The following is a 26,384-nucleotide window of genomic DNA, read 5'->3' on the forward strand; positions in this document are numbered from 1 at the left end:
TTTACCCCTCAACTGCGGAAGTTGGGTTAGAGCACGGCACAAGTGCAAAATAAGTGCAGGCAGGGTGCACCGTCAGATCCTGAGTGCCCATGGCTGCTGAAAACCGTTGTATTTCTTGACTTTCCGTTGCATCGCGTCGTCTCTGATGTGGCTGGGGGGCCAGGATTCGAACCTGGACTCTCAGATCCAAAGTCTGATGGCCTACCGTTAGCCGACCCCCCACCAAAGCGCGTCGGTCGGCGGCACCTTGTGATCCAGTACCGCCTAGATCACCTGCACGATCTGCGGCATCTTCCTCCGCGATCGTAACGCGTCCGCCGCGGTCCGGCAAGGGCCGCGGGCGGGCGGGGGCCGGTGCACAGGCGGCCGGCGATGATCGACCAACCCGCCGCCCGGCACTACTTCGCGACCGCCACCACCTCGATCTCGACCGCGCCTTCACGGGGCAGCTTTGCCACCTGGACGGTGGAGCGGGCCGGCGGGTCTTCCTGAAAGTAGGACCCGTAGATCTCGTTCATTGCGCCGAAGTCGTTCAGGTCGCGGAGAAAAACGGTCGTCTTGACCACGCCGGCCATCGACGACCCGGCGCCCTCGAGAATCGCCTTGATGTTCTCCATGACGCGCTTGGTCTGTATCCGAACGTCGCCCGGCACCAGTTGCCCGGTGTGGGGATCGAGCGCGAGTTGCCCCGCCACGTACACGAACCCGCCCGCGACGACGGCCTGCGAATACGGACCGATCGCCTGCGGCGCCTGTTCGGTCCTGACGATCCGTTTGCTCATCCGATCCCCCTCCTTCAAAACGCGTCGTTCAGTGGCACCACACGATCCAGAACCGCCGGGACCAACTGCTCGATCTGGGCGTTCGGCAAACCGCGTCGTTCAGTGGCCCCTCGTTCTACGTGCCGGCGAGTCCGCAGTAGGCGCGGTCGTAGTAGAGGAGCGGGCGGCGGCCGGGAAAAACTTCGGCGGCCTCGACCTCTCCCACGAAAATCGCATGGTCGCCGCCCGGATATTGCGCCGTCACGCGGCACTCGAGCAGCGCGAGACAGCCGTCGAGCACCGGCGCACCCAGGCGGCCGGGCCGGTACGGAATGCCGTCGAACGCGTGCGGCCCCTCCGGGCGCGAATCGGTCGAAAAGAAGCGCGACAGGTGCTCCTGGCCTTCGGCGAGCACGTTCACCGCGAAGACCCGCGCCGTCTCCAGCACTTGAAGCGAGTAGCGGCCGTGTTCGATGCAGATCAGCACGAGGGGGGGCCTGAGCGAGAGCGACGTGAACGCATTGATGGTGACGCCGTGCGGCCCGTCGACCGCCGGCGCGGTCACGATGGTGATCCCGGTGGCAAAATGCGCCAGCGCGTCGCGAAACACCCGTGCGTCGATCCCACCCGTTGTGTCCATGCCCCTCCTAATCGACCCGCTCTTGGAAGCGGCTGATCGCCGCCGCACACATCAGCACGCCGAGGCCGACGACCGGCAGAATCCAGCGCCGCAGGCATTCGATGCCGACACCCTCATCAGAATCTCGCGGTGCCGACGTCTTCGACACCGCCGAGACCGACACCCGGTGCCGAGCGGGCCGTCAGAAGGTGATCTGGGTCCCGACCGCCTGATCGATCTGCGCGAGGGCGAGGTTGTACTGAAACGTCGCCTGCACGACGGCGAAGTCGGCGGCCTCGAGGTTCTGCACCGCCGTCACGACCTCGAGCTGCGTCCCGACGCCGGCCTGGAACCGCACGGTAGCAATGCGCAGGGCCTCCTGCGCCGCGGTGAGTCCGATGCGGGCCGACGTGAGCTGCTCCGCGGCCTGCTGGAGGTTCAGGTAGGCGGCGCGCACCTGCTCCTCGACCGTCTGCCGCGTCTGCGCGTCCTGCACGTGCGCCAGCGCGAGCTGCTGCCGCGCCTGCTCGACCTTGGCCCGGGTCAGCCCGCCGTCGAAGACCGCGAGCGTCAGCTGGATCGTCCCGGCCCACCCGACCGGCGCGTTGGTCGTCAGGTCGTTGGTCACGATTGACGGGCCGCCCGTGATGCTGATGTTGGGCCGCAACCCCGCCGCGGCCAGGTCGACCGCGGCCTGCCCGGCCTGGATCGCCGCCTGCGCCTGCGCGATCTCCGGCCGCTGCCGGAGCGCCTGGGTCACGAGCGCCTCCACGTCCGCCGGCGGCGCCGGGAGCCCCATCGGCGTCGTCGTATTCAGCGGGGAGGAGATCGGCACGTTGATGACCGCCGCCAGCTGCTGCTCGGCCGCCACCGCCGCGGCCTTCGCCTTGGTCAGGTTCTGCTGCGCCTGCGCCAGCTGGACCTGCGCCTGCAGCAGATCGAACTGCGGGGACGTCCCCACGCGCACGCGCGCATCGGTCACGCGCACGTTTTCCTGCGACGCGTCCACCGCCCGCTGCGCCGCGGCGACCTGTCCTTCGCTCTGCTCCAGGTTGTAGTACGCCTGCCGCACCGCCAGCACCACCTGCTCCGCCGTCGCCGTGAACGCGCTCTCCTGCCCGCGCAGGTTGGCCCGCGTGATCGCCAGCTGGTCTTGGAGCGCGTTGCCCGTGTACAGCGGGTACTGGAAGTTCAGCTTGAGCGCCCAGGGGGGCGTCGTCGTGCCGGGGAGGATCGCCGTGAACGGGGCGCCCGTGATCCCGGCGCTCGGGATGTTGATGATGCCCCCGAGGTGCGAACTGCCGGGCGCGGTTTGGTCGGTGTAGCTGGCCCCAAACGTCACCGTCGGCAAGAGGCCCGCTTCCGCCTGAGCCACCTGCGCCCGCGAGATCGCGACCTGGATCGCCGCCGCGCGCACCTGGAGATTCTGCTCGAGGGCCCGGCGCACCGCGTCGAGCAGCGTGAGCGGCGTGCCGCCGGAGACGGACGGCACCGGCGGGACCGCGGGGATCGGCGCCGGGGCCGGCGCGGGCGGCTGTGCGGGGGCGGGCGGGGTCTGGGCGTCCGCGGCGACCGGCAGCATGGTCATCGCGCCGAGCGCGACACACGCGATCCAACGAGCAGGCCAACTGAGCATCTCACTCCTCCTTCGAAGTGCCTGATGCCGAATCCGGCGACGACGGCCGCGCCTCGAGTCCTTGAAGGATCAGCGTGACCATCTCGCCGAGGTACTCGTCATCGTCGTGTCGCGGTTGGGCCACGTCGAGAACGTGGTGTGTCATGACATAACTCATCACCATGCGGGCGCAGATCGAGGCGGCGACCTCGATATTGACCGGCCGGAATGCCCCGGCGGCGATGCGGGCTTCAAGGTACGGGCGAAACCGGCCGACGAACGGATCGTGCAACCGCCTGAACAACTCCCGGCGCAGATCCTCGTGCAAATCGGCCTCGTGCACGACCAGCCGGATGAACGCCGCGTGCCTCGCCAGCGTCTCCACACGGTTCCGGACAAACGCGCTCAGAAACGCCCGATCGGCGCCCGGTCCGAAGGCCTCGGGGGCCGGTGGCGGGCCGTCTTCGGCGACCAGGACGATCACGCCCCGAAGCAGCTCCTGCTTGCTCGGGAAGTAGAGGTAGATCGTTCCCTCGGCCAGCCCGGCGGTGGTGGCGATCTCGCGAATCGTCGCCCCGTGAAAGCCCCGCCGACTGAACACGTCGAGCGCCGCCCGCAGAATTTGGGACCGCCGCTCACCGATGCGCGCCTCACGCGCGCTCGAGCTCAAGCGTACCATGGCATGCCGTCTCCCACCCGCGCCGCAGGCCCGGTTCCGCCGGCGTTCCACCGCGGTGACTGACCGTTCACTCATTCTATCCCCAAGTTCGGGAGAACGTTAATGGCAGCCTGACGTATGCCGGCCCGGCCTTAGTCCGCGCCGCCGGATCTCCCCGCGCCGACCCGGACGCGATCGGGCGTCTCGGCGCCCGCGCTCGAACGCGGGGTCTCGCCACTCGGGCGACGGCGACCAAACACAGTGGCCAAGAGCCGGCCGAGCGCGCGCCCGAGCCGGCGCCCCACGCCGGTCCGCTGGAGCTCGTCGAAGTACGTATAGATGACCGGAATCGCCACAAGCGTAAGGAGCAGCGACAGCACCTGGCCGCCGATGATCACCGAACTCATGGCCCGGTTCGTCTCGGCTCCCACGCCCCGGCTGATGGCGAGAGGGATCATGCCGGCCACGAAGGCGATCGTGGTCATCAGGATCGGCCGGAGCCGGTCACGGCTCGCCTGGATGATGGCGGCCTTTCGGTCCAGCCCGGCCGCCTGCAGGTGATTCGCGCGGTCGATCTGAAGGATTGCGTTCTTCTTCACGACCCCGAACAGCACCAGGATGCCGAGCTGCGAGAGAATGTTGAGCGACCCGTGGAGGAAGAGGATCGACAGGAGCGCGAACGGCACGGTGAGCGGCAGGGACAGCAGAATCGTCACCGGATGGATCCACGACTCGAACTGCGCGGCCAGCACCAGGTACATGAAGACGAACGACAGCATGAACGACGTCATGAACGCCGCCGCCTGCCGCCCCTGCTCCAGAGCCTGACCGGTGAACGTCATGTCGTACGCGGGGCCCAGCCCGAGCCCGCGGATCTTGCGGTCGAGTTGCTGCAGCACGGCCGCCTGCGACGCCCCCGGGAGGAGGTTGGCGGTCAACTCCACCTGCCGGCGCCGGTTGTAGTGGCTGATTTCGCTGGGCCCGGTCCCGTAGCTGGAGCTCACCACCTGTTCGAGGGACGCGACGCCGGTCGTGCTGGAGGCGACCGGCAGCTGCGCCAGCACCTGCTGGTTGGTCCGGTGCTGCTTGTCGGCGCGGATGACGATCTTGTACTGCTGTCCGGCCTCCGCGTACTTGGCGGTTTTTACCTCGACGCCCTGGACGAGCATGTACATGGCGTTGGCGGCGTCGACGGCGTTGACGCCGAGGTCCGCCGCCCGCTGCCGGTCCACCCGCATCCCGAGTTGGGGGGCCCCGCTCACGAGCGACGACCGCGCATCCACCACCCCCGGGATCGCGCCCAGGAGCTTGAGGCCCTCGTCGCCCACGCGCGTTAGGACGGCGAGGTCCGGACCGCTGACGACGTAGTCGACCGGCTGGAAGCCGCCGCTGCCGCCGAACTCGGAGGTCGCCTCGACCTGCGCCTGCAGCCCCAGGTACGCGTAGCGGGAGAGAATCCCGTCTCGAATCAGGCCGTACATCGCCTGCTGGCTGACCGACCGCTTGTCGAGGTCGACCATCTTCACGAAGATCGTGAAGCGGTTCGGCGTATGCTGGGAGTCGTCGCCGGCGGTCACGATTGTGTAGTCGACGCCCGGGAGGTGGCGGATCTCAACGGCGAGTTGCGTGCCGAACCGGCTGGCGGCGTCGAGCGTCCATCCCTCCGGCGCCCGCACGACGACCTCGAGCTGGGACTGGTCGTCTTCCGGCAGGAAATTCTTGTGGACCGCCGCGCCGAGCGGCGCGATGCTCACCAGGGTCAGCAGCGTGAGGACCACCACGACCCAGCGCCGCCTCAGCGCCCATTCCAGCAGCCGGTGATACCCGCGGTCGAGCGCGCCGTAGAGCCGGCCGCGTTGCGCCGTTGCGTCCGCGCCCACGCCGGTATCGATGGCGAGGGCGGTGGCGCCGGGCGCGCCCGCCGACGGAGCAGGTCCGGCCGGCCCGCGGCCCGTACGGCCGCCTGCCCGTCCACCCAGCCAGCGGGCGGACAGCGACGGGGTCAGCGTGAAGCTCACCACCAGGGAGACCGCGATCGCGAACGCCATCGTCCAGCCGAAGCTCTTCATGAACTGGCCGACGATCCCGCTCATGAAGGCGAGGGGCAGGAACACCGCGATCAGGCTCATGGTGGTCGCGGTCACCGCCGGGCCGATTTCGCGCGTCCCCTCGACGGCCGCCTGGACCGGCGAGAGGCCCTTCTCTTTCATCAAGCGGTAGATGTTCTCGAGGACGACGATCGCGTCGTCGATGACGATACCCACGACCAGCGCCAGCGCGAGCAGGGTGATCATGTTGAGCGTCATGCCGAGGGCGGCGATCAGCGCGAACGTGCTGATGATCGACGTAGGAATGGCGAGCGCCGCGATGATCGTCGGCCGCCAGCTCCGGAGGAACAGCAGGACGACGAACGCGGCCAGGATCGACCCGACGATCAGGTGCTCCTGCACCGCGGCCGTCGACGCCTTCACGAACACGGACTGGTCGCGCACGACGCGCAGATCGTACCCGGCCGGCAGCAGCGGCGTCGTCGCACGGAGCCGCGCCTTGAGCGCGTCCACGACGTTCACGGTGTTCGCGCCCGACTGTTTCGTGATCTCGAGCAGCACCGCCGGGGTGCCGTTGATGTTGGCCGTCGTGACCGGCTCCGCGGCGCCGTCTTCGATGGTGGCGACGTCCCCGAGGGTCACGGGCCGGCCGGCGCGCGTCGTGAGTCCCACGGTCGCGAGCTCGCGCGGGGAGGTGACGCGGCTGAGGGCCCGCAGGGTGACCTGCGTATTGCCCCGGTCCAAGTTGCCCGCGGGGAGCTGCACGTTCTGGTTCTGCACGGCCGTGAGCACGCTGTTGGCCGCCAGATCGTACGCCGCAAGCCTGTCCGGATCGACCCAGACGTTGATCTGCCGCGCCTGGCCGCCGGTGAGCGTCACCTGCCCGACGCCCGAGATCCCCTCAAGCTGGGGCTTCAGCACTTTGTCGGCGTACTCGGTGAGATCGCGGACCGGCCGGTTGGCCGACAGCGACACGGTCATCACAGGAATTGCGCTCGGATCGAACTTGAAGACCGTCGGCGGATCGATTCCCGCCGGGAGGTCCGGGATGGCGTTGATCTTGTTTTGGACGTCCTGGGCCGCGACGTCGATGTTCTTTTCCAGGACGAACTGGATCGCCACGATCGAGACGCCCTCGGCCGACGTCGACTGTGTGTGGTCGATGCCGTTCACCGAGCTCACCGCGTCTTCGATCTTGTTGGTGACGTCGCTCTCGATCTCTTCCGGCGAGGCGCCCGGATCGGCGGTCGTGACGATCACAAACGGAATGTCGACGTTCGGGAAGCGCTCGACTTTGAGTCCGGAGTAAGAAAACGCGCCCAGGAAGACCATCGCCAGGACGATCACCGACGCGAGGACGGGGCGGCGGACGGACAGGCCGGCAAGCCACTGCATGACGGGTCTCTCTCCTCCGCCTAGCGGCCGCGGAGCGCGACCGGCTGATTGTCGGTCAGCGCGTCCTGCCCCTCGACGACGATCTGCTCGCCCGCGGACAAGCCGGAGGCCACGTCGACCATGCCGTCGTGGTGCGCGCCCAAGGTGAGGGGCCGCCGGATCGCGCGGCCGTCGCGCACGACGAAGACCATGGGGCCCGACGCCGCCGTCACGACGGCCCCTTCCGGAATCTGCAGCACGTTGTGCCGCACGCCGACCGTGACCGCGCCGCGGGCGAACATCCCGGGCCGCAGGACCCCGTTCGTGTTGTGGACGCGGATCCGCACGCCGAAGGTCCGGCTGGCCGGATCCGCCGCCGGCCGAATCTCCTGCACCCGCCCCTGGAACGTCTGCCCCGGCAGCCCGTCCACGGCGAGCACCGAGTCCTGTCCCGGCTGCAGCTCGAACCGATGCTGCGCGGGCACGATGAACTCCGCGTACACGTCGTCGACCTGGCTCAGCACGAGCAGCGGGTTGCTCGACGTCGTCGCGGGCGACACGATCTGACCCGGCTCGACGTCGCGCTTGGTGATCGTCCCGTCGAACGGCGCGTAGATGGTCGCATCGCGCAGCTGGACCTGCGTCGCCGCGAGCGCCGCCTCCGCCTGGGCCAGTTGCGCCCGCGCGGCCTGGATGTCTTCCTCACGTGAGCCGATGTGCACGAGGCTCGCGGTCTGCACCGCGGAGTCGTATGCCGCCTGCGCCTGGGCCGCCTGTGCCTGGGCCACGCGCAGCTGCGTCGTCGCCTGGTCGAGGTCCTGTTGGGCAATGGCGCCCTGCGCCTGGAGCGAGCGGTCCCGATCCACCGTCATCTGCGCCCACCGCACCGACGCCTGCGCGGAGTCCACGTTGGCCCGGGCCTGCCGCACGGCGTCCGTGCTCTGCTGCCGCTCCTGCGGCCGGGCGCCGGTCACGACTTTCTGCAGTTGCGCGCGGGCGGCCGCCGCGCTCGCCTGCGCCTCTGCCTGCTGGACGAGGATGTCGCTCGCATCCAGCCGTAGGAGCGGCGTGCCCGCCGCGACCCGCATCCCCTCGTCCACGAGGACCGCGGCCACGCGGCCGGACAATTTGGAGCCGAGCTTCGCATCCCGGATGCTCGTCACGGTTCCGGTCGCGAGGACCCGCGTCACCACGTCGCCGGCCTTGGCGGCGACCGCCGTGACCGATACAGGATCGGCCGCGGCGGCGGCCGTGCTCCTCGAGGAGGCCGGGTGGCCGAGGCTCCGGACCACCATGGTCGAGGCCAGCGCGGCCACCAGTACGGCACCAACGATCACAACACGCGTGCGCATCTCTGTTTCCCCCATCGCTCCGTGCCCGCGGGCTCCCCGCCCCGGGCGACGCGTAATACCGCCGGATCAACGCGCCGGCGTCTTCACCCGGGCGGCATCGGGCCGCCACGGCTTGGTCTCGGCGCGCCAGCCGGTCAGCAGGTCGCGGACCATCTTGTCCACGAGGTAGGCGCCGGTTTCGCGGCCGTTCGGAATCATGCCGGCCATCGCCAGCGTGACGAGGCCGTGGGTTGCGCCCCACAAGATCACGACTTTCCAGGACAGGCTCTCCAGATCCGCATCCCGCCCGCCGAGCGCCCGCTCCAGGCCGTCCCGCACGGTCAGGAAGATTTCACGGGTCTCCGGAAAGGGCTCATCCGGGGGAATCTCCGCGGAGCGCGACCGGAAGAACCGATGCCACTCCTCGCGGTCGTGCACTTCGTCGAACGGGCGGTGGCGCGGCGGAGACGACGGCTCGTCCTGCCGGTCCTTGGGTCCGGCGATGTACGGACGGACCATGCAGGCTTCGAACGCGGTCTCCCCCTGCATCCCGAGATGCATCTCGGGATGCGCGACCGCGAAGGCCCAGTAGGCCCGTCCGATCGCGAGCAGAGCCGCGACCGGGTCCTTCTCCGCGTCGCGCGCCGCCCGCATCCCCGCGAGCATCGCGCGAAAGCCTTCGCGCAGCAACTCGACGACAATCTGCTCCTTGCTGTTGAAGTGTTCGTAAATGACGGGCGGACTGTACTCGATCTTCTCCGCGACCCGCCGGATCGTGACCGCGGGCCAGCCCTCGGCGGCCGCGATCTCACGCGCGGCGTCCAAAATCGCCCGGCGTAGCCCCTCGCGCTCCCGCTGCCGCCGTTCCCTTACGCCCATAATATAATATCACCCCGATAATTAATCTAACATCGTTAGAAAATGAAGTCAAGAGGTGTATGCGACCCGCCCCGCTCCGCGCGGGCTATGGGCCCGGATTTGGCCGAAGGTAGATGTATCGCGGCCCGTAGGAGGCGAACCCGATCCGCCGGTAGACGCCGGCGCCGGCCTCGGAGGCCACCAGGACCGCGGTGTGGTACCCCGTGGCCCGGGCGTCCCGAAGCGCCGCGGACGTGATCGCAGTACCGATGCCGCGGCGGCGCATCGCGGGAATCGTCGCGACCTCGTCGATCACCGCGGCGTCCGCGGCCGGATACCACAGCGCCGTGGCCACGGGTGCCCCGTCCGCCCGGGCGAGGTAGTACCGGAACGCGGAATCGGCCGGCGCCACGCTGAGCGGAAGCTTGGAGTACTGGGCCAACGCTTCGTCGGGAACGCCGAATCCTGCGCCGAACGCCCGCACCCAGTCTTCGAGCGCCTCACGCGTGCGCACCCGCTCGACCGTCACGCCGGCCGGGACCGGCGCCGTTCCGGACAGCGCAGCGAGATCCGCCGCCATGGCGAGGTCCCGGTTCCGGAGGGCAAATTCGTGCGCGGCAAGACGCGGCGCCAGATCGGGCGGCCGGCTGGAAGGCATCACCCACCACACCATGAGCCAGCCGCGCTCTCGAAACCGGGACACCACGGACTCGATCTCTCGATCCGCATCCCGGGATGCGAGACGCGTGCGGACCACGCCGTTGTAGAAGCGGAGCGGAGTGCCGGTGGACACCCACGTGAGCCGCGGGTCCTCGTGAACCGCTCCGCCGGCCTGGCGTACGTAGGCCACGGCGGCGGCCGCGAGACCGCGCTCGATGACGCCGGCGATCGCCTGCGGAGACTGCTTAGACGGACGACCGGCCGTTCGCGTCGTCTCCCCGGGCGCGGGCGGAGCGCGGCGCCCGGGAGCCGTGCGCCGTGGATTCGGCGCTCCTGGCGGCGGCCACCCCGTCTGCCGCGGGGCGACCGGCGCGCCGCAGCGTCCACCGGCTCGGCGCGATTCGGACCGCGCCGGCCGCTTCGTCCACCCCGTCGAACGTCAGCAGGGACACGTACTCGTCGATCAGTTTCTCGCGCGGCTGGCTCGCCTCGATCAGCACGCCGACCCCGACGACGTCCGCCCGGCTCTCCCGCATCAGATCGCGCACGCCCCGCGCGGTGCCGCCGCCCCGCAGAAAGTCGTCGATGAACAAGGCCCGGGCCCCGGGCGCGACCGCGCGCAGCGGCAGCGTCATCGCCTGCACGGTGCGCGACGATCCCGAGACGTAATTCACCGTGACCGAGGCGCCCTCGGCGCCTTCCATCGCCCGGCCGCCGCGGCGGATCGTCACCAGGGGCACGTTGAACGCCCGCGCGGTCATCAAGGCGAGCGCGATCCCCTTGACCTCCATCGCCAGCACGACGTCGGGCCGCCGGTCGGCAAAGAACGTGGCGAAGACGTCACCGAGGCGGGACACCACGGAGGGCAGCGACAGCAGATCCGTCATGTAGAGAAAGCCGCCCGGCAGGATGCGCGCCGGCTGGCGCAGGCGCGACGCCAGGTCCTCGGCAATCGCCTCGATCTGCGCCGGCGTGCAGAGGGGCGTGTACCGGACGCCGCCCGCCGCGCCGGCGAGCGTCTCGATCCGGCCCAACTGAAACTCCTCGCACAGCGCGCGTAGCGCGGCCAAGTCTTCGCTGATGGTCGACTTCGCTGCGCCGAGCGCCTCCGTGAAGGTGGCGAGCGGAAAGATCTTATGCGGCTCGCCAAACAGCCGTTGCGCGATCAGCACCATCCGGTCGCCGCGGCGCAGCCGCCTCACCCGACGTGTACCGCGGCACCGGGCGCGGGCGCGAGAACGGCCCGCACGACGTCCAGGACCTCAGGCGTGTCGACGTCGAGGGCGACGCCCGGATCCCGGCAGACGATCGCGCGGGCGCGGAGCCCCGCCACCGCCTCGGCCCGGCGCTCCAGGGCCGCGATGCGGAGCCGCCCGGTCGCGAGCCCGACGAGTGTCCCGAGGCCGAACAGCCGCGCCAAGTCCCATGGGCGCTTGCGGGCGCGGACGGCGCGCTCGAGGATCGGGCGGACGCGAACGAACGCCGCGGGGCGCAGCAGGATGAGGCTCCCGCCGGTGAATGTTCCGTCGGCGAGGCGCACGAACGTCTTCCGTACGCCGGGAAAGGCGCGCACGACGTCCTCACGCGACACGATCGCGTACGCCGCGTCGGCGTCCGCCGCGTCGGCCGCGTCGAGAAACGCGGCCACCGCGGCGGAGGTGAGGAGGGGCACGTCGGCCGCCGCCACGAGGACGGAAACGGCACCGCGGGAGGCATCCACGGGCCGGGGACCGCCGAGCGCGGCAAGCCCTGCCGCCAGGTTGTCGAGGAGTCCGCCCGTGGCGACGACCGTCATCGTCGCCGCGGCGGCGATCGCCGGCGGAACGGATGCAGGACCCGCAAGCGCGATGCGGCCGATGTGCGGGGTGGCGCGTAGGGCCGAAAGGACCCGCTCCACCATCGTGGAGCCCCCGACCGGCGCAAACGCCTTTGGAAGCGCGCTGCCGGTCAGCGCGGGAGCTGGCGGCCCGCCTGCCAGGACGACCGCGTCGACAATCCTGAGCGCGGCCGCTACCGTTCCTCTGCGAAGGTCCGCGTCACGAAGACCTCGTGCCCGGCGTCCGCGGCGAGGGATGCGGCGATCGTCCTCGCGTCGGCCTCGTTGGCGGCGAGCGCGAACATCACCGGGCCCGTGCCCGACATCGACACGCCGAGCGGACGGTGCGCCGCGATGCGCTCGCGGAGCGCGCGGACGGCGGGATGGTGAGATTCCACCACGTCCTCGAACACGTTGTAGAGCAGCCGTCCGACTTCGGCGGGATCCTCGGTCTCGAGCGCCCGCATGACGGCGCGCGTATCCGGCCGGCGCCGCTCGGTCGCGTGGTCCAACACCCCGTACGCCCACTCCGTCGAGATCTGCAGCGGGGGCCGCGCCAGCACCACCCACGTGGTCGGCAGCGGCCGGAGCGGCTGAATCCGCTCGCCGCGTCCCAACGCCAGCGCCGCCCCGCCGGCCAGGAAGAAGGGCACGTCGGAGCCGATCTGGCCGGCCAACTCCAACAACTGCCGCTCGTCGAGGCGCAGCTTCCACATCTGTGCGAGTCCCAGCAGCGTGACGGCCGCGTCGCTCGAGCCCCCGCCGAGGCCGGACGCGATCGGGATCGTCTTCGTCAGCTCGACCTCGACGCCGCGGGGCACGCGAAAGGTCTCCCGGAGCAGGGCGGCCGCGCGGTGCACGATGTTCTGCGTGTCCTCCGGCACTTCGGGACTCGCGCAGCGGACGGCGATGCCGTCCCCGTCCTCCCGCAGGGTGATCGAGTCGTGCAATTCGACGGTGTGCAGAATCGTTTCGATGTCGTGATACCCGTCCGAGCGATCGCCGAGCACATCGAGCGTCAGATTGACTTTGGCGTACGCGTTGAGGTGCAGCTCCTTCACTGCGGCACCCTCCTCTTGATCATCTTGATCATCGGGACTCGCACCTAAACACACAACCCGCGGCGCCGTCACAAGGCGGCTCCGCGGGTTGCGCCACGAACGAAACGTTCGTGGCCGTCGGCGCTGTACGTGACCCTCGCATCTCCCGTCACCCCATGCCAGGGACGGTCAACCGTTGCACCCTACACTTCGCCCCTCTCATTAGCGTTCCTTCCCCAAACGTTAACATTCGATCCCCGGCGCGGCCGGGGCGCGGGCCTGCCCCGCGCTTTGCGCGGGGCCTGTTACACTCGCCGGCGAACAGCGTAGAGTATAGACAGCCATGCCAACGCAACCACCGCCACCCAACACGGTGACTTCGGACGCGGTCCCAGGAGCGGGCCGGCCGAAGGCGCGGCCCGCGTGGGCCCGCGCGGCCGGGGCCGTGGTCCGGGGCCTCGTCATCGGCTTTGCAGCGGCGCTGGCCGGCGCCGTGGCCGTCGCGGCCCTCCGCGCGGAGCCGGCGGGGCCGACGTTCGCGTGGCCGTTCCGCGTCACCGGACGCACCAACGTGCTCGTGATGGGCCTCGATCGGACCGTCAGCGACCGGAACCCCAACGTGGTCTACCCGGTCAGCCGCACCGACACGCTCATCGCCGTCGGCTTCGATCCCGGCTCGCGCCGTGTCCACGTCCTGAGCATCCCGCGCGACACCCGGGCGGCCATCCCCGGCCACGGCACGGACAAGATCAACGCGGCGCACGCCTACGGCGACCTCGCGCTCACCCGGCGGACGGTGGAGAATTTCACGGGCGTCGCGTTCCCGTACTACATCACGATGACCGAGCGCGGCTACGTCCATCTGATCGACGCGGTCGGCGGCGTGACCATCCGCATCGACAAGGACCTCAACTACGACGACAACTGGGACGGGCTGCACGTCCATTTGAAGAAAGGCAACCGCCGGCTGGGCGGCCAGGCCGCGATCGAATACGCCCGGTTCCGCCACGACCCGCTCGGCGATATCGGACGGATCCGGCGCCAGCAGCAGGTCGTCGACGCGCTCGTGGCCGAACTGCGCCGGCCGCGGGTCGTGTTCCGCGCCGGCCGGATTCTCACCGTCTTTCGCGAGGACATCGCCACGAATCTCCGGCCGGAGCAGCTGATCGCGCTCGGATGGTTCGCCGCGCGCCTGCCAAAGGACGGCATCGACCGCGGCACGCTCCCGGGGCGGTTCGGCGCCTCGGATTGGCTGCCGGACCCGGCCGAAGACCGGGCCACGATCGCGCGGATGTTCTACGGCATGGACGCCGCCGACTTGGCGCGGACGTCCGTCGAAGTATTGACGTCCGGCGCAGGCCGCGACGCCGTCGGGGACGCGCTCGCCCGCCTCGGCGCCCTCGGCGTGCGAGTGGTCCGCGTCGCCTCCGCTCCCGATGCCGCCGAGAGCGTGCTCGTCGTGCACCAGGGCGACACCCGGGTGGCCGCGGTCATCGCCGCCGGCACGCGGATGAGCCGCGTCCTCGTCGAGCCGGCCTCAACGGCGGCGGTCACCGCGGCGGCGCCGCGCGGGACGGCGCCGGCAGAATTCACCCTCGTCCTGGGGCGCGGCTACGGCGCCCAGGTGACCCCGCCGCCCACCCCGTAGCCGGTGCGCGTCAGCGATCGGCCGGGTACAGGGCACGGGTCAGGGCGGCGAACGCCTCGAGTCCGAGGGTCTCCGCGCGGGCGCGCGGATCGACACCGGCGGCGCGGCAGGCAGAGGCGACCGCGGCCGGGGACAACTCCAGTCCGCGCGCAAGGGCGTTGGCCAGCGTCTTGCGGCGGTGGCCGAAGCCGGCCGCCACGACCCGAAACAACCGCGCCTCATCGTCAACTCGCACGGGCGGACGCGGGTGGGGCACCAGGGCCAGCACCGACGATTCCACGTCCGGGGCCGGGAGAAACGCCCCGGGCGGAATCCGCGACACGATCCTGGCGGCCGCCCGATACCGCACCGCGACCGAGAGGCGCCCATAGGCCGCCGTCCCGGGTCCGGCGGCGATGCGCTCCGCGACCTCGCGCTGGACGGTCACGACGAGCCGGGCCATCCCGAGGCCGGGTTCGAGCAGGCGCAGCAGGAGCGGGGCCGCGATGTTGTAGGGCAGATTCGCGACGGCCTTGCGGGCACCGGCGCTCCCCGGGTCCGGCAGCAGCGCCGCGAGGTCCATGTGCAGGGCGTCGCCGTGCACGATGCGGACGTTGGGCAGCGTGCCGGCGCGGGCCGCCAGCACGCGCACCAGACGGGGATCGACTTCGACGGCGATCACGGCGCCGGCCCGCGCGGCCAGCGCCTCGGTCAGAGTGCCGAGCCCGGGCCCGACCTCCAGCACCGTGTCGCGAAGGGACAGCTCCGCGGACGCGACGATAACGTCGAGCACCCGGGCGCTGACGAGAAAATGCTGGCCCCAGCGCTTCGTGGGACGGACGCCGAACCGCCGCAGCAGCGCACGGGTCGCCGCGGGACTCGCCGGCGGCTCGCCGCTAATGAGGCCCGCTCCCACCTACCGGCGATCGAGAATGTAGACCTTGACCGTCCGGCGGCCGAAGTGGATCGCTTCGTCGTAGCTGTTGAAGCACAGATCGATGCGCATGCCTTGGATCGCGCCGCCGGTGTCGCCGGCGACGGCGTAGCCATAGCCGTCGATGAACAACCGCGTCCCGAGGGGAATCAGCGAAGGATCGACCGCGACCACCCCGCGCTGCGCCAGGAGCCCGACCGCCGTCCGGGGTCCGACGCCGCCGCCGAAGTTGTTGGGCCCGGAATAGTACGCCGTGGCGTCAAGCATCAGGTACTCGCGGCCCGCGAAATCGCCGCGGGCGGCGACCAACGCCCGCGTGCCCACCGCGATCACGCGCGGGACCGGTGCGTGGAGGGCGGTCCAAAGGTGGGGAACGACGGCGGCCGGCCGGCCGTTGGCGTAGAGCGCCTCGACGTTCCGCTGATCCAATCCCGCCCGGCCCTCACTCCGCACGACCCGATCGCCCTTGAACAACTGCGGGTCGCCGACGACCCGCGAGGAAAAGGCTACCGGCCGCTGCTCCACCCAGGTGCGCCATTCGCGCCGCTCGACGGTCACCCGCATCCCCGCGACAAGCGCGGTGCCGGGATCCGGGTACACGCGATCGATCGGTCCAAGCGGCACACCCAGGGTCCGCAGCGCCTCGGCGACGGTCGTGGCGGCCACCTGGACCGGCGAGCTGTCGGTCCCGACGTGCAGGGTCAGAGGGACCGACCGTATCACCGCGACCTGAATCCCCGGCCACAGCAAGGTATCCGCCGCGGGGACGAGCCGATCGCCGGGGTGCATCGTGATCTGGGCCGACTCTGCCGCGTCCCCTACGGTCCCTCGATACGACCGGAATGTCAGTTGGCGCCCGTCGACCGAGATGTGCACCGTGCGCCCGACGGGAAGGCCCCACGTGGCGAGCACTGCGACCATGGGAAGCAACAGACCGAGGAAGAGACACGCGCGAACGGCCTGACGGGCGGTGCCGGCGCGGAGAGGCCCCGCGGAGACCGCCGACGTGCCTGGTGGCATACATCCCCCCCTTCTCGCCAGACTCGCGCCTGCGCGACGGCGCCGCGCAGTACGGCGGCCGGCACGCCGGTGACTTGCGAGATGAATCCGGCCCCGGCCGAGCGGGGCAAGACTGCGAGTCCTGCTGCGATGTGGGGAGGGTATTCTGGAACCTAGAGCCGTGAACTATAGATTCCAGTCTACGGCGCGCACTATATCATATAGACCGTACTCAATGCAAGGACGCCTGCGCGAAGTTTTCTAGAGAAAACCGTGACCCGGTCTGGGCCGGACCCCAGCCTACGTGGCCGCCTCCACCAACTCCACGAGAACGCCGTGGAGCGACGCGGGGTGAAGGAACGCGACCCGGGCACCGTGCGCGCCCGGTCTGGGCGCCTCGCCCGACACCCGAATGCCCGCGCCCGCGGCGCGGGCGATCGCCGCCTCAATGTCCACCACGCGAAGGGCGACGTGGTGAATGCCTTCGCCCCGAGCGTTGAGAAACCTGAGGAGCGGGCCGGGCGGCCCGACCGGCTGAATCAGCTCGACGCAGGCCGCCCCCATGGTGATGAAGGACACCGTCACCCCCTCGCCCGGCAGGGCCGTCCGCTCCCGCGGCGCGAGGTCGAGTGCGGACACGGGAAGGGATGCCGGCGCATCGAGGCTTCGGACGATGAGCGCCACATGCGCCAGTTGCGGCACCGGCTCACACGACCGCCGCCGGCCGGTAGACGCCGAAGCAGCCGCGGAAGGTATCGCAGATCTCCCCGACCGTCGCGTACGCGCGCACGCAATCGAGGATCGGGGGCAGGAGATTGTCGCGGCCCCGGGCGGCGCCGGCGAGCGCCGCGAGCGTCGCCTGCACCCGGCCGTGATCGCGCTCCGCCCGCACCCGCCGGAGGCGGGCCCGCTGGTCCTCCACCACGGACGGATCCACGCGCAGGATCGGCGGCACCCGCCCTTCCTCGCTCTGGTAGCGGTTGACGCCGACGATAACGCGGCGGCCCGCCTCGACCTGCTGCTGCTCGCGGTAGGCGGCCTCGGCGATCTCCCCCTGCACGAACCCCTGCTCGATCGCCGCGAGCATCCCGCCCAACTGCCCGATGCGCTCGAGATACGCCTCGGCCCGGCGTTCGATTTCCGCGGTCAGCGTTTCGACGTAGTAGGATCCGCCGAGCGGGTCCACCGTGGACGGCGCGCCCGTCTCATAGGCGATGATCTGCTGTGTCCGCAGGGCCAACAGCGCCGACTCATCGGTCGGAAGGGCGAGGGCCTCGTCGCGCGCGTTCGTGTGCAGCGACTGGGTCCCGCCGAGCACCGCGGCGAGCGCCTGGATCGCCACCCGCACGACGTTGTTGTCCGCCTGCTGGGCGGTGAGGGCCACGCCGGCGGTCTGGGTATGGAACCGCAACATGCCGGAGCGCGGGTCGCGGGCGCCGAACCGCTCGCGCATCGTCCGCGCCCACAGGCGCCGCGCCGCGCGGAACTTCGCAATCTCCTCGAAGAAGTCCATCTGGGCGTCGAAGAAAAACGCGAGCCGCGGCGCGATGCGGTCGACGTCCATGCCGGCCTCCTGCGCCGCCCGGAGGTAGGCGATCGCGTTGCCGAGCGTGAAGGCGACTTCCTGGACCGCCGTCGCGCCGGCTTCGCGGATGTGGTAGCCGCTGATGCTGATCGGGTTCCAGCGGGGCAGGTGATCCGCGCAGTACGCAAACGCGTCCGTCACCAGCCGCATCGACGGCCCGGGTGGATAGATGTAGGTCCCGCGGGCGATGTACTCTTTCAGGATGTCGTTCTGCGTCGTCCCGTCGATACGGTCCGCCGGGACGCCCTGCCGCTCGGCGACCGCCTGGTACATGCACAGCAGTATCGCCGCGGTGGCGTTGATCGTCATGGACGTGCTGACGCGGTCGAGCGGAATCCCGCCGAGGAGCACTTCCATGTCGGCGAGCGAGTCGATCGCCACCCCGACCTTGCCGACTTCCGCCTCCGCGAGCGGGTGATCGGAGTCGTAGCCCATCTGGGTCGGCAGATCGAAGGCGATGGAGAGCCCGGTCTGCCCCTGCTGGAGCAGGTACCGGAAGCGCCGGTTGGACTCTTCGGCGGTGGCGTACCCCGCGTACTGCCGCATCGTCCACAGCCGGCCCCGGTACATCGTCGGATAGATGCCGCGGGTAAAGGGGGCTTCGCCGGGCAGGCCGATGTCGCGGCGGGGGTCGATCCCGGCCGCGTCGGCGCCGGTGTAGACCCGAGCCACGGGAATGCCCGATGCCGTCTCGTTCGCGTCGTCCGGCATGCGGGGGGCCTCCCCTACTCTACCGTGGCGAGGAGTTCGTTGCCCGCCACGTCCTGGCCGGGCACGACCCGAACCTCGCGGACGGTACCGGCGTGCGGGGCGCGGATCTCCATCTGCATCTTCATCGCCTCCATTATAATCAGCGGCTGGCCCGGCACCACGGCCGTTCCCGGTTCGGCCCGGATGGCCACGACCAAACCCGGCATGGGAGCCCGGACCTGTCCCGTTCCGGCCGTGACGGCCGCCGTCACGCCGGGGACCCGCGGAGACCGTCCCACGTCGACGGCGTTCGTGACGCCGTCGATGAGGAGCATCCAGCGGCGGGACCCGCCCAGCGCAGGCTCCGCCCCCGGGCCGCCACGGGTGGGGTTGTGCCAGGTGGCAACGCCGAGGGTATGCGACCGACCGTCCACGAGCAGCGAGTACCATCCCGGCAGGAGTTCGGCGAGGTCGATCCGGCTCGGCCGCGTGCGCGACGGGGACCGACGGCCCGCCGGCCGCGTCGGGGTGCCGGTCGCGCGCACGGCAGCCGCCCGCAGGCCCACCCCAAAGACCCTCGGGCCCTCGGATGTTTCCTCGAGTGCGACCTCCAGGGACACACCGTCCACGCGGACATAATAGGTCGTCACGACAGGCCTTCGCGTCGCGCCGCCTCGATCCACGCTCTCCCCGCGTGCGGAACAGCGGCCGGCGCCCCGCGCTCCGTCAGATGCGTGAGCGCCGCGGCGGCGGGACCCGCGATGTCCGGCGCGCTGCGCGGGCGTCCGTTCCACTCCGTCTCGACAAACCGGGTGGTGTAGGTCCCGTCGCGAAACGCCGGGTGCGCGAGCGCCCACCGGAGGAAGGGCACGGTGGTCGGCACGCCGGTGATGATCGTCTCGCGCAGCGCCTCGCCGAGGCGCGCGATCGCCTCGGCGCGCGTCTCCCCCCAGGCGATCACTTTCGCCAGCATAGGATCGTAGAACCGGGTGACGTCCATGCCGGGTATCAGCGCCGCGTCGACCCGCACGCCCGGGCCGCCCGGCAGCACCACGTGCCCAACGCGGCCGACCCAGGGGACGAACCCGGCGTCCGGGTCCTCGGCGGAAATCCGGCCCTCGATGGCGTGGCCGCGCATCGCGACGTCGTCCTGACCGAACGGCAGCGCCGCACCGCCGGCGATCGCGAATTGCAGGCGCGCCAGGTCGATGCCCGTCACGAGTTCGGTCACCGGGTGCTCCACCTGCAGCCGGGCGTTGATCTCCAGGAAGAAAAAGTCACGGCCGCTCAGCACGAACTCCACGGTGCCGGCGTTGGCGTAACCGACGGCGCGGGCGGCGGCGATCGCCGCGCGGCCCATGGCGTCCCGCAGCGGCGCGTCGAGCGCGGGCGACGGGGCTTCTTCGATGACCTTCTGATGACGGCGCTGGATCGAGCACTCCCGTTCGCCGAGGTGGACGACCGCGCCCGCCGCGTCGGCGAGAATCTGCACCTCGACGTGCCGGGCGCGGTCGAGCCACCGCTCGAGATACACGCGGTCGTCGCCGAAGGCGCCGCGGGCCTCGCCCCTGGCGAGCCGGACGGCGGCCGCCAGATCGGCGGCGCGGGACACGAGGTGAATGCCTTTGCCCCCGCCGCCGAACGCGGCTTTGAGCAGCACGGGGAATCCGATCCGCTCCGCTTCCCGCGCGAGGGCCGCGTCGTCCAGCGGATCGGTGCCCGGCAGGATCGGGACGCCGGCGGCCCGCACGACCCGCCGCGTTTCGGCTTTGTCGCCGCACCGGGCCAGCGCGGCGGCGGGCGGCCCGACGAATACCAGCCCCGCGCCGGCGCACGCCGCGGCGAGCGCGGGATTCTCGGCCAGGAAGCCGTAGCCGGGGTGCACCGCGTCGGCGCCCGACCGGCGGGCGGCGTCGACGATCGCGCCGACCGAGAGATACGACTCCGCCGCCGGCGCCGGGCCGAGCCGGTACGCCTCGTCGGCCGCGGCGACGTGCGGCGCGGTCCGGTCCGCGTCGCTGTAGACCGCCACCGCCTCGAGGCCGCTCACCCGGCAGGCCCGAATGACGCGCAGCGCGATCTCGCCCCGGTTGGCGACGAGCACCTTGCGGAGCGCCCCCCCGTTCGAGTCCGGCGGGCGGGCGGCCATGTCAGAGCGGGATGTTGCCGTGCTTGCGGGACGGGTTGCGGTCGCGCTTCCCGGCCAGCATCTCCAGGGCGGAAATGAGCCGCGGGCGGGTCTCGCGGGGCTCGATGACGTCGTCGATGTAGCCGCGCTCCGCGGCGATGTAGGGATTCGCGAAGCGCTCCCGGTACTCCGCGGCGAGACGCGCCCGCATCGCCTTGCGATCATCGGCGGCATCCAGGTCCCGCCGGAAGATGATGTCGATGGCGCCTTCGGGACCCATCACTGCGATCTCCGCGGTCGGCCAGGCGAGGTTGAGGTCGCCCCGGATGTGCTTGCTCGACATCACGTCGTAGGCGCCGCCGTAGGCCTTCCGGGTGATCACGGCGAGCTTCGGGACCGTGGCCTCGCAGTAAGCGTACAGCAGCTTTGCCCCGTGCTTGATGATGCCGCCGTGCTCCTGCGCGGTCCCCGGCAGGAACCCCGGCACGTCGACGAAAGTCACGAGCGGGATGTTGAACGCGTCGCAGAAGCGGACGAATCGCGCGCCTTTGACCGAACTGTTGATGTCGAGCACCCCGGCCAGCACGGCCGGCTGCTGCGCCACCACGCCGACGGACCGGCCCCCGAGACGCGCGAAGCCGACCACGAGGTTGGGTGCGAAGTGCTCGTGGACCTCGAGGAACTCCCCGTGGTCGACGACGCGTCCGATGACGTCCCGCATGTCGTAGGGGCGGTTCGGATCCGCGGGGACGAGCGTGTCGAGCGCGGCATCCATGCGCTGCGGATCGTCGGCGGCGTCCGCGCGGGGCGCCTCGTCGAGGTTGTTCTGGGGGAGGTAGGTGAGGAGCCGCCGGATCAGCGCGAGCGCGTCCTCGTCGGAACCGGCCATGAAGTGCGCGACGCCGCTCCGCGTCGCATGCACTTCGGCGCCACCGAGGGCGTCCAGGCTCACGTCCTCGCGGGTCACCGCCTTCACGACCTGCGGCCCGGTGACGAACATGTAGCTCGTCCCGCGCACCATGATCGTAAAATCGGTGATCGCCGGCGAATAGACCGCCCCGCCGGCGCAGGGACCCAGAATCGCCGAGATCTGCGGAACGACTCCGCTCGCCAGCGTGTTGCGCAGAAAGATCTCCGCATATCCGCCGAGACTGGCGACGCCCTCCTGGATGCGGGCGCCGCCGGAGTCGTTCAGCCCGATCACCGGCGCCCCGTTGCGCACGGCGAGATCCATGATCTTGCAGACCTTCGCGGCGTGCGCCTCGCCGAGCGAGCCGCCGAGCACCGTAAAGTCCTGGGAGAAGACGTACACGAGGCGTCCGTGGATCGCGCCGTATCCGGTCACCACGCCGTCGCCGGGGGCCTCGATCTTGTCCAGGCCGAACTCGGTGGCCCGGTGGGACACGAAGCGGTCCAGCTCGACAAACGTGCCGGGGTCGAGAAGCTCCGCGACGCGCTCGCGCGCGGTGAGCTTCCCGGCGTCGTGCTGCCGGGCGACGCGTTCGTCGCCGCCGCCCGCCTCGGTGCGGGCACGGCGCGCGCGCAATTCTTCGAGGCGCCGGTCGGGCTGCTCGGGCACCCCGCTCGCGCCCCTACGCCTGTGCAGCCGGCTTCGGCAGGACGCGAATCGAAATGATGGCGTGCTTGAAGAACAGCTCCGGCCCGTCCGCCGTCTCGACCAGCAGCGTGTGGGTCCCGACGTCGAGCACGATCGCCCGGCCGACTTCATACCCGTCCCGGCATCGGAGGTGCACCGGGGTCCCATCCGCAATGAGCGCCCGGTAGAATCCCTCCTCCACTGAGACGGCCCGCGGGGTCTTGGCTCCGGTTCCCGCGTCCGACACATCGTGCTGCACGCTCATCGTCGCACCTCCCTCCGCGCGGGCGCCCGCCGCCGGCGCGTCCCCTTCAGGGGGATCCGCGACGGGCTGCCCGTTCGGCGCGAGATTGAAGCGCCGCGGCGGCAGCGCGTCCACCGACCGGACCCGGGACGCCGTGCCGATTGACGGTCCGCCGGCCGCCTGGCCGGCGGCCGGGGCGAGGGCCCCGCGCTCCTCGAGGCGGGACGGCGCGTCCCGATCGCTCATCGCCTCCAGGACAAAGTGCCGCATGGCCTCCAGCCGCTCGCGCCGGCCGCCCCCCTCACCCGGGTGCAGTGGGCGCGCCCCCCCGGCGACGAAGGCGGCGTCCACCAGCCACCGCGTCACGGCGTCGAGCGCGGCGGTGATCGCGGGCTCGCCCGCCGCATCGCGCACGGGACCTTCGTCGAGCGCCGTGCCGACGTACAGGCGGACGCGGCCGCCGATCGCCGCGGAGACCGCCGCCAGCACCACCGGCCGATCGAGAAAGGTCGCCGTCCCGACGCGGTCAAGCGCCAGTTGGGCGTGGGGAACGTCGAGCGCGTCGCGCACCGCCGCGATGGTCGCCGCGGCCAGCGCCCGAGGCCGCTCCGCGGCGTCCCCGCGCCCGTGGGTCCGTCCGGTGGCCGACCGATCCTCCGCGCCGCGCGTCCACCCGAGTTTGATCGTCACGGCGAGTTCGCCCGCCGCGGCCGCCTCCTCGACCCGTGTCACGCGAAAGCACGGAACCTCGCTCACCGGCACGTCTGTCCGCAACTGGGCGATGCGCACGCGCCACTCGTCGATGGGAATGCCGAAGTGCGACTGCAGCGCCGCGACGATGCCGTGGCGCAGGCCGCGGCCCTCGGCGGCGGACGATGCGGTGACGTACACGTTCGACACGGCGCCGTCCGGATCCGTCAAGACGCGCGCGGACGCCACCCCGTGGAGCGTTTCGAGAAACCGCTCGATCTCGTCGGCGAAGATCTGCCGGGGCATGGCCCGCCTATTCTCCACGCCGGAAGCCGTCCCTTCAGAAGCTCGGCATGACGGCGGGCCGCCGCAGCGGCGCGCCGACGAGCAGCCCCTCGCCCCCGAGCGTATCGACGCGGCGGCCGCCGATCAGCAACTGGACCGCCGTGACGTCGGGAAACTGGCCGACGGTGTAGACGACCTGCCACACCCGCCCCAGGATGCTGCTCGAGCCGCCGCCGCCGGCGAACGTCACGCTGAGATCCACGGTCGCCGTCCCGCCGGCGACGGTCACGTCGCGGAGCGTCGTCCCGGGCGGGATCTCGCTGGTCAGCCCGCGCGATCGCTCCGCGCGTGAGGGACCGTCAAGCAGCGCCCGCAGGGCGGCGGCGGCGAGGGCCGGCGTCGGACCCGCGGCGACGCGCCGGACGGCGGGGGCGAGTGTCTGGGCGCGGCCGCCGGGTTCGGTGCGGACCAGAAATATCTGCACCTCGGCCCGGGGCGGTCCCGCCTCCGGTCTGCCGTGCAGGAGCGGCTTGAGCGTCCTGGCGGCGAACACCGCGGCGGCGACAAGCGCGGCGATCACGAACCACGCCAGGAACGGCCGGCCCCGGCCGCGGCGGCGGCCCGCGCGGCCCCCGTAGCGGATCTCGTGCCCCCCGTAGGGGCGCTTACGCCGGCGCGGGCCCGGTCTCACAAGGGCCCGCTCCCGCCCTCGCGGCCGCCGGACCCGGCGGCCGCGGCCTCGGCCGGGCCACCGTCCAGGAGCCGGAGAAACGCCGGCTCGTCGAGAACCCGCACCCCGGCTTTGCGCGCCCGCGCCAGTTTGGTTCCCGGCTCTTCCCCGGCCACGAGATAATCCGTCTGCTTGCTCACCACCTCGCCGACGGTTCCCCCGAGCGCCGTCACCCGGGCCGCCGCATCGCGCCGCGACAGGGCGGCCAGCGTGCCGGTGAACACGAACATCTTGCCCGCGAGCGGGCCGGTCACCCCCCCGGCCGGCGGCACCGGCTCGACGCCGACCTGCCGCAGCTTCCGCACCAGGGCCTGCGTCTCTTCGCGCGCAAAGAACGCAGCCACGCTCTCCGCGATCGTCGGGCCGATCCCCGGCACGGCGCGCACCTCCTCGGCGGACGCGGCCGCCAGGCCCTCCAACGTGGAGAAGTGGGCCGCCAGCAATTCCGCGACGTGCCCGCCGACGTGGCGGATGCCGAGCGCGTACACGAGGCGGGCGAGCGGCGGCCGGCGGCTGCCGTCGATGGCGGCGATGACGTTCTCCGCCGACTTGTCCGCCATGCGCTCGAGCATGAGCAGCTGCTCTTTCGTCAGCCGGTAGAGATCCGCGGGGTCCTCGATCAGCCCGCGGTCGAGCAATTGCTGGAGAAGTTTCGGACCGACACCATCCATGTTCACGCCGCCGCGCGACGCGAAGTGGATGAGCCGCTCGAGCACCTGCGCCGGACAGATCGCGCCGCCGGTGCACCGCCAGACGGCCTCGCCCGGCCGCCGCTCGACGGGCGAGCCGCAGACCGGACAGACCGAGGGCATCTCGAATCGCCGCTCGGCGCCGGTGCGTTTCTCGACCAGCACGCGGACGATTTCGGGGATGACCTCGCCCGCGCGCCTGACGATCACGTGGTCGCCGATGCGCACGTCCTTGCGCCGCATCTCGTCTTCGTTGTGGAGCCCGGCGCGGCGCACGATGACGCCGGACACCCGCACCGGCTCCAGGTCGGCCACCGGCGTCAGCGCCCCGGTGCGCCCCACGCTCACCCAGATGTCGGCCACCCGGGTTTCCGCTTCTTCGGCCGGGAACTTGTACGCAATCGCCCAGCGCGGCGCCTGGCTCGTCGCCCCGAGTTCTGCCTGCTGGTCGAGCGAATCGACCTTCACCACGATGCCGTCCGTGCCGTAGGGCAGCGCCGCCCGTTCCCGCTGCCACTCGGCGATGTACCGCAGCACGTCGTCCAGATCCTCGACCCGCCGCACGTGCGGGTTGACCGGCAGGCCCAGCCTCGCCGCCCACGCCAGGGCTTCCGCGTGCGTCCGAAACCGCACGCCGGGCACGGCCCCGACCTGATACACGAACAGACCCAGCGGCCGGGCGGCCGTGATCGCCGGATCGAGTTGGCGGAGGGACCCGGCCGCGGCGTTGCGGGGGTTCGCGAACAGCGGCTGGCCGGCCCGCGCGCGCTCCTCGTTCACCGCGTCGAGCGCGCGCGTCGGCAGGTAGACCTCGCCCCGAAACTCGGCGAAGTCGGGCACGGGGACGTCCCCCTCCCGGAGCCGCAGCGGCAGCGGAGCGACCGTCCGGAGATTCGGCGTGACGTCTTCCCCGCGCACGGCGTCGCCGCGCGTGGCGCCCCGCACGAAGATCCCGTGCTCGTACACCAGCGAGACCGCGGCGCCGTCCATCTTGAGTTCGCACACGAACGCGACGCGCCCGTCGCCGAGGGCGGCGACGACGCGCCGGTGCCAGCCCCGCAGATCGTCTTCCGTAAACGCGTTCGCGAGGCTGAGCATCGGGTACGGGTGGGTGACGGGGCGGAACGCCGCCGCCGGCGGCGCGCCGACCCGCTGCGTGGGCGAGTCCGCCGTGACGAGGTCGGGGTGCGCGGCCTCGAGGTCGCGCAGTTCCTGTACCAGGGCGTCGTACGCCTCGTCGGAAATCTCCGGGGCGTCGAGCACGAAATACTGGTGAATGTGGTGGCGGATCTGCTCGCGGAGCGTCTCGATGCGGCGGGCGGCGCCGGCCATGCCGTGCTGCGGCTCCGTGGTCACGGGTGTGGCTTCGGCGCGGGGCAAAACCCTCCTCGCGCCGCCGCGGCGAA

General features: G+C 71.2%; 22 protein-coding genes and 1 tRNA gene. 1 reads left to right on the plus strand and 22 read right to left on the minus strand.

Going from position 1 to position 26,384, the window contains the following annotated elements; all coding sequences use genetic code 11:
* Nucleotides 1-148: 148 nt before the first annotated feature.
* The 12 genes from VGZ23_01655 to ispE form a co-directional block, all read right to left on the minus strand.
* Nucleotides 149-222 (minus strand) — tRNA-Gln (locus tag VGZ23_01655).
* Nucleotides 223-398: 176 nt separating this feature from the next.
* Nucleotides 399-782, minus strand: a complete 384-nt coding sequence (locus VGZ23_01660) for a RidA family protein (GenBank protein ID HEV2356307.1) — start codon at nt 780-782, stop codon at nt 399-401.
* Nucleotides 783-897: 115 nt separating this feature from the next.
* Nucleotides 898-1,401, minus strand: a complete 504-nt coding sequence (locus tag VGZ23_01665) for a flavin reductase family protein (GenBank protein HEV2356308.1) — start codon at nt 1,399-1,401, stop codon at nt 898-900.
* A gap of 181 nt (nt 1,402-1,582) precedes the next feature.
* Nucleotides 1,583-3,016 (minus strand): TolC family protein, encoded by a 1,434-nt coding sequence (locus tag VGZ23_01670; GenBank protein HEV2356309.1) that lies wholly within the window; start codon nt 3,014-3,016, stop codon nt 1,583-1,585.
* Between the two features lies 1 nt (nt 3,017).
* Entirely contained in the window at nt 3,018-3,674 is a 657-nt protein-coding gene (locus VGZ23_01675) for a TetR/AcrR family transcriptional regulator (protein ID HEV2356310.1), read from the minus strand.
* 131 nt (nt 3,675-3,805) lie between these two features.
* Nucleotides 3,806-7,096, minus strand: coding sequence for an efflux RND transporter permease subunit (locus tag VGZ23_01680; GenBank protein HEV2356311.1), 3,291 nt, complete (start codon nt 7,094-7,096; stop codon nt 3,806-3,808).
* Between the two features lie 20 nt (nt 7,097-7,116).
* Nucleotides 7,117-8,427, minus strand: a complete 1,311-nt coding sequence (locus VGZ23_01685) for an efflux RND transporter periplasmic adaptor subunit (GenBank protein ID HEV2356312.1) — start codon at nt 8,425-8,427, stop codon at nt 7,117-7,119.
* A 66-nt stretch (nt 8,428-8,493) separates the two neighbouring features.
* Nucleotides 8,494-9,285, minus strand: a complete 792-nt coding sequence (locus tag VGZ23_01690; GenBank protein ID HEV2356313.1) for a helix-turn-helix domain-containing protein — start codon at nt 9,283-9,285, stop codon at nt 8,494-8,496.
* An 85-nt stretch (nt 9,286-9,370) separates the two neighbouring features.
* A complete protein-coding gene (locus VGZ23_01695; protein ID HEV2356314.1) occupies nt 9,371-10,114 on the minus strand; it encodes a GNAT family N-acetyltransferase in 744 nt (247 codons plus the stop codon).
* A gap of 55 nt (nt 10,115-10,169) precedes the next feature.
* Complete coding sequence (purR, locus tag VGZ23_01700) at nt 10,170-11,126, minus strand: pur operon repressor (protein HEV2356315.1); 957 nt, start codon at nt 11,124-11,126, stop codon at nt 10,170-10,172.
* Nucleotides 11,123-11,998: an NTP transferase domain-containing protein gene (locus tag VGZ23_01705; protein ID HEV2356316.1), complete on the minus strand. Its 876-nt coding sequence runs from the start codon at nt 11,996-11,998 to the stop codon at nt 11,123-11,125. Before VGZ23_01705 ends, purR begins: the two co-directional genes overlap by 4 nt.
* Nucleotides 11,935-12,801 carry a 4-(cytidine 5'-diphospho)-2-C-methyl-D-erythritol kinase gene (ispE, locus tag VGZ23_01710; protein HEV2356317.1) on the minus strand — a complete coding sequence of 289 codons (867 nt, stop codon included), beginning with the start codon at nt 12,799-12,801 and terminating at the stop codon, nt 11,935-11,937. Before ispE ends, VGZ23_01705 begins: the two co-directional genes overlap by 64 nt.
* 424 nt (nt 12,802-13,225) lie before the next feature.
* On the opposite strand from ispE, the gene VGZ23_01715 reads away from it, so the two are divergent.
* Nucleotides 13,226-14,428 carry an LCP family protein gene (locus VGZ23_01715; GenBank protein HEV2356318.1) on the plus strand — a complete coding sequence of 401 codons (1,203 nt, stop codon included), beginning with the start codon at nt 13,226-13,228 and terminating at the stop codon, nt 14,426-14,428.
* Between the two features lie 10 nt (nt 14,429-14,438).
* Here VGZ23_01715 and rsmA read toward each other — a convergent pair whose 3' ends face one another.
* From rsmA to ligA, 10 genes are all read right to left on the minus strand, one after another.
* Complete coding sequence (rsmA, locus tag VGZ23_01720; GenBank protein ID HEV2356319.1) at nt 14,439-15,323, minus strand: 16S rRNA (adenine(1518)-N(6)/adenine(1519)-N(6))-dimethyltransferase RsmA; 885 nt, start codon at nt 15,321-15,323, stop codon at nt 14,439-14,441.
* Complete coding sequence (locus tag VGZ23_01725) at nt 15,324-16,361, minus strand: 3D domain-containing protein (protein ID HEV2356320.1); 1,038 nt, start codon at nt 16,359-16,361, stop codon at nt 15,324-15,326.
* Nucleotides 16,362-16,640: 279 nt separating this feature from the next.
* On the minus strand, nt 16,641-17,042 hold the full coding sequence (locus VGZ23_01730) for a VOC family protein (GenBank protein HEV2356321.1): 402 nt from the start codon (nt 17,040-17,042) through the stop codon (nt 16,641-16,643).
* Nucleotides 17,043-17,046: 4 nt separating this feature from the next.
* Entirely contained in the window at nt 17,047-18,636 is a 1,590-nt protein-coding gene (locus VGZ23_01735) for a methylmalonyl-CoA mutase family protein (GenBank protein HEV2356322.1), read from the minus strand.
* 14 nt (nt 18,637-18,650) lie between these two features.
* A complete protein-coding gene (locus tag VGZ23_01740; protein HEV2356323.1) occupies nt 18,651-19,265 on the minus strand; it encodes a biotin/lipoyl-containing protein in 615 nt (204 codons plus the stop codon).
* A complete protein-coding gene (locus tag VGZ23_01745; protein ID HEV2356324.1) occupies nt 19,262-20,764 on the minus strand; it encodes a biotin carboxylase N-terminal domain-containing protein in 1,503 nt (500 codons plus the stop codon). Before VGZ23_01745 ends, VGZ23_01740 begins: the two co-directional genes overlap by 4 nt.
* 1 nt (nt 20,765) lies before the next feature.
* Nucleotides 20,766-22,322 (minus strand): carboxyl transferase domain-containing protein, encoded by a 1,557-nt coding sequence (locus tag VGZ23_01750; GenBank protein ID HEV2356325.1) that lies wholly within the window; start codon nt 22,320-22,322, stop codon nt 20,766-20,768.
* Between the two features lie 13 nt (nt 22,323-22,335).
* Complete coding sequence (locus tag VGZ23_01755; protein ID HEV2356326.1) at nt 22,336-23,580, minus strand: hypothetical protein; 1,245 nt, start codon at nt 23,578-23,580, stop codon at nt 22,336-22,338.
* 34 nt (nt 23,581-23,614) lie between these two features.
* On the minus strand, nt 23,615-24,250 hold the full coding sequence (locus VGZ23_01760) for a GerMN domain-containing protein (GenBank protein ID HEV2356327.1): 636 nt from the start codon (nt 24,248-24,250) through the stop codon (nt 23,615-23,617).
* Nucleotides 24,247-26,334 carry an NAD-dependent DNA ligase LigA gene (gene ligA, locus VGZ23_01765; protein HEV2356328.1) on the minus strand — a complete coding sequence of 696 codons (2,088 nt, stop codon included), beginning with the start codon at nt 26,332-26,334 and terminating at the stop codon, nt 24,247-24,249. Before ligA ends, VGZ23_01760 begins: the two co-directional genes overlap by 4 nt.
* Nucleotides 26,335-26,384: the final 50 nt, after the last annotated feature.

This window comes from bacterium (assembly GCA_035945995.1).
GTDB lineage: Bacteria > Sysuimicrobiota > Sysuimicrobiia > Sysuimicrobiales > Segetimicrobiaceae > DASSJF01.

Coding starts and splice junctions, on each gene's coding strand:
- VGZ23_01660 (HEV2356307.1), bottom strand. CDS start 782: ATGAGCAAACGGATCGTCAGGACCGAACAGGCGCCGCAGGCGATCGGT.
- VGZ23_01665 (HEV2356308.1), bottom strand. CDS start 1,401: ATGGACACAACGGGTGGGATCGACGCACGGGTGTTTCGCGACGCGCTG.
- VGZ23_01670 (HEV2356309.1), bottom strand. CDS start 3,016: ATGCTCAGTTGGCCTGCTCGTTGGATCGCGTGTGTCGCGCTCGGCGCG.
- VGZ23_01675 (HEV2356310.1), bottom strand. CDS start 3,674: ATGGTACGCTTGAGCTCGAGCGCGCGTGAGGCGCGCATCGGTGAGCGG.
- VGZ23_01680 (HEV2356311.1), bottom strand. CDS start 7,096: ATGCAGTGGCTTGCCGGCCTGTCCGTCCGCCGCCCCGTCCTCGCGTCG.
- VGZ23_01685 (HEV2356312.1), bottom strand. CDS start 8,427: ATGCGCACGCGTGTTGTGATCGTTGGTGCCGTACTGGTGGCCGCGCTG.
- VGZ23_01690 (HEV2356313.1), bottom strand. CDS start 9,285: ATGGGCGTAAGGGAACGGCGGCAGCGGGAGCGCGAGGGGCTACGCCGG.
- VGZ23_01725 (HEV2356320.1), bottom strand. CDS start 16,361: ATGCCACCAGGCACGTCGGCGGTCTCCGCGGGGCCTCTCCGCGCCGGC.
- VGZ23_01735 (HEV2356322.1), bottom strand. CDS start 18,636: ATGCCGGACGACGCGAACGAGACGGCATCGGGCATTCCCGTGGCTCGG.
- VGZ23_01745 (HEV2356324.1), bottom strand. CDS start 20,764: ATGGCCGCCCGCCCGCCGGACTCGAACGGGGGGGCGCTCCGCAAGGTG.
- VGZ23_01755 (HEV2356326.1), bottom strand. CDS start 23,580: ATGCCCCGGCAGATCTTCGCCGACGAGATCGAGCGGTTTCTCGAAACG.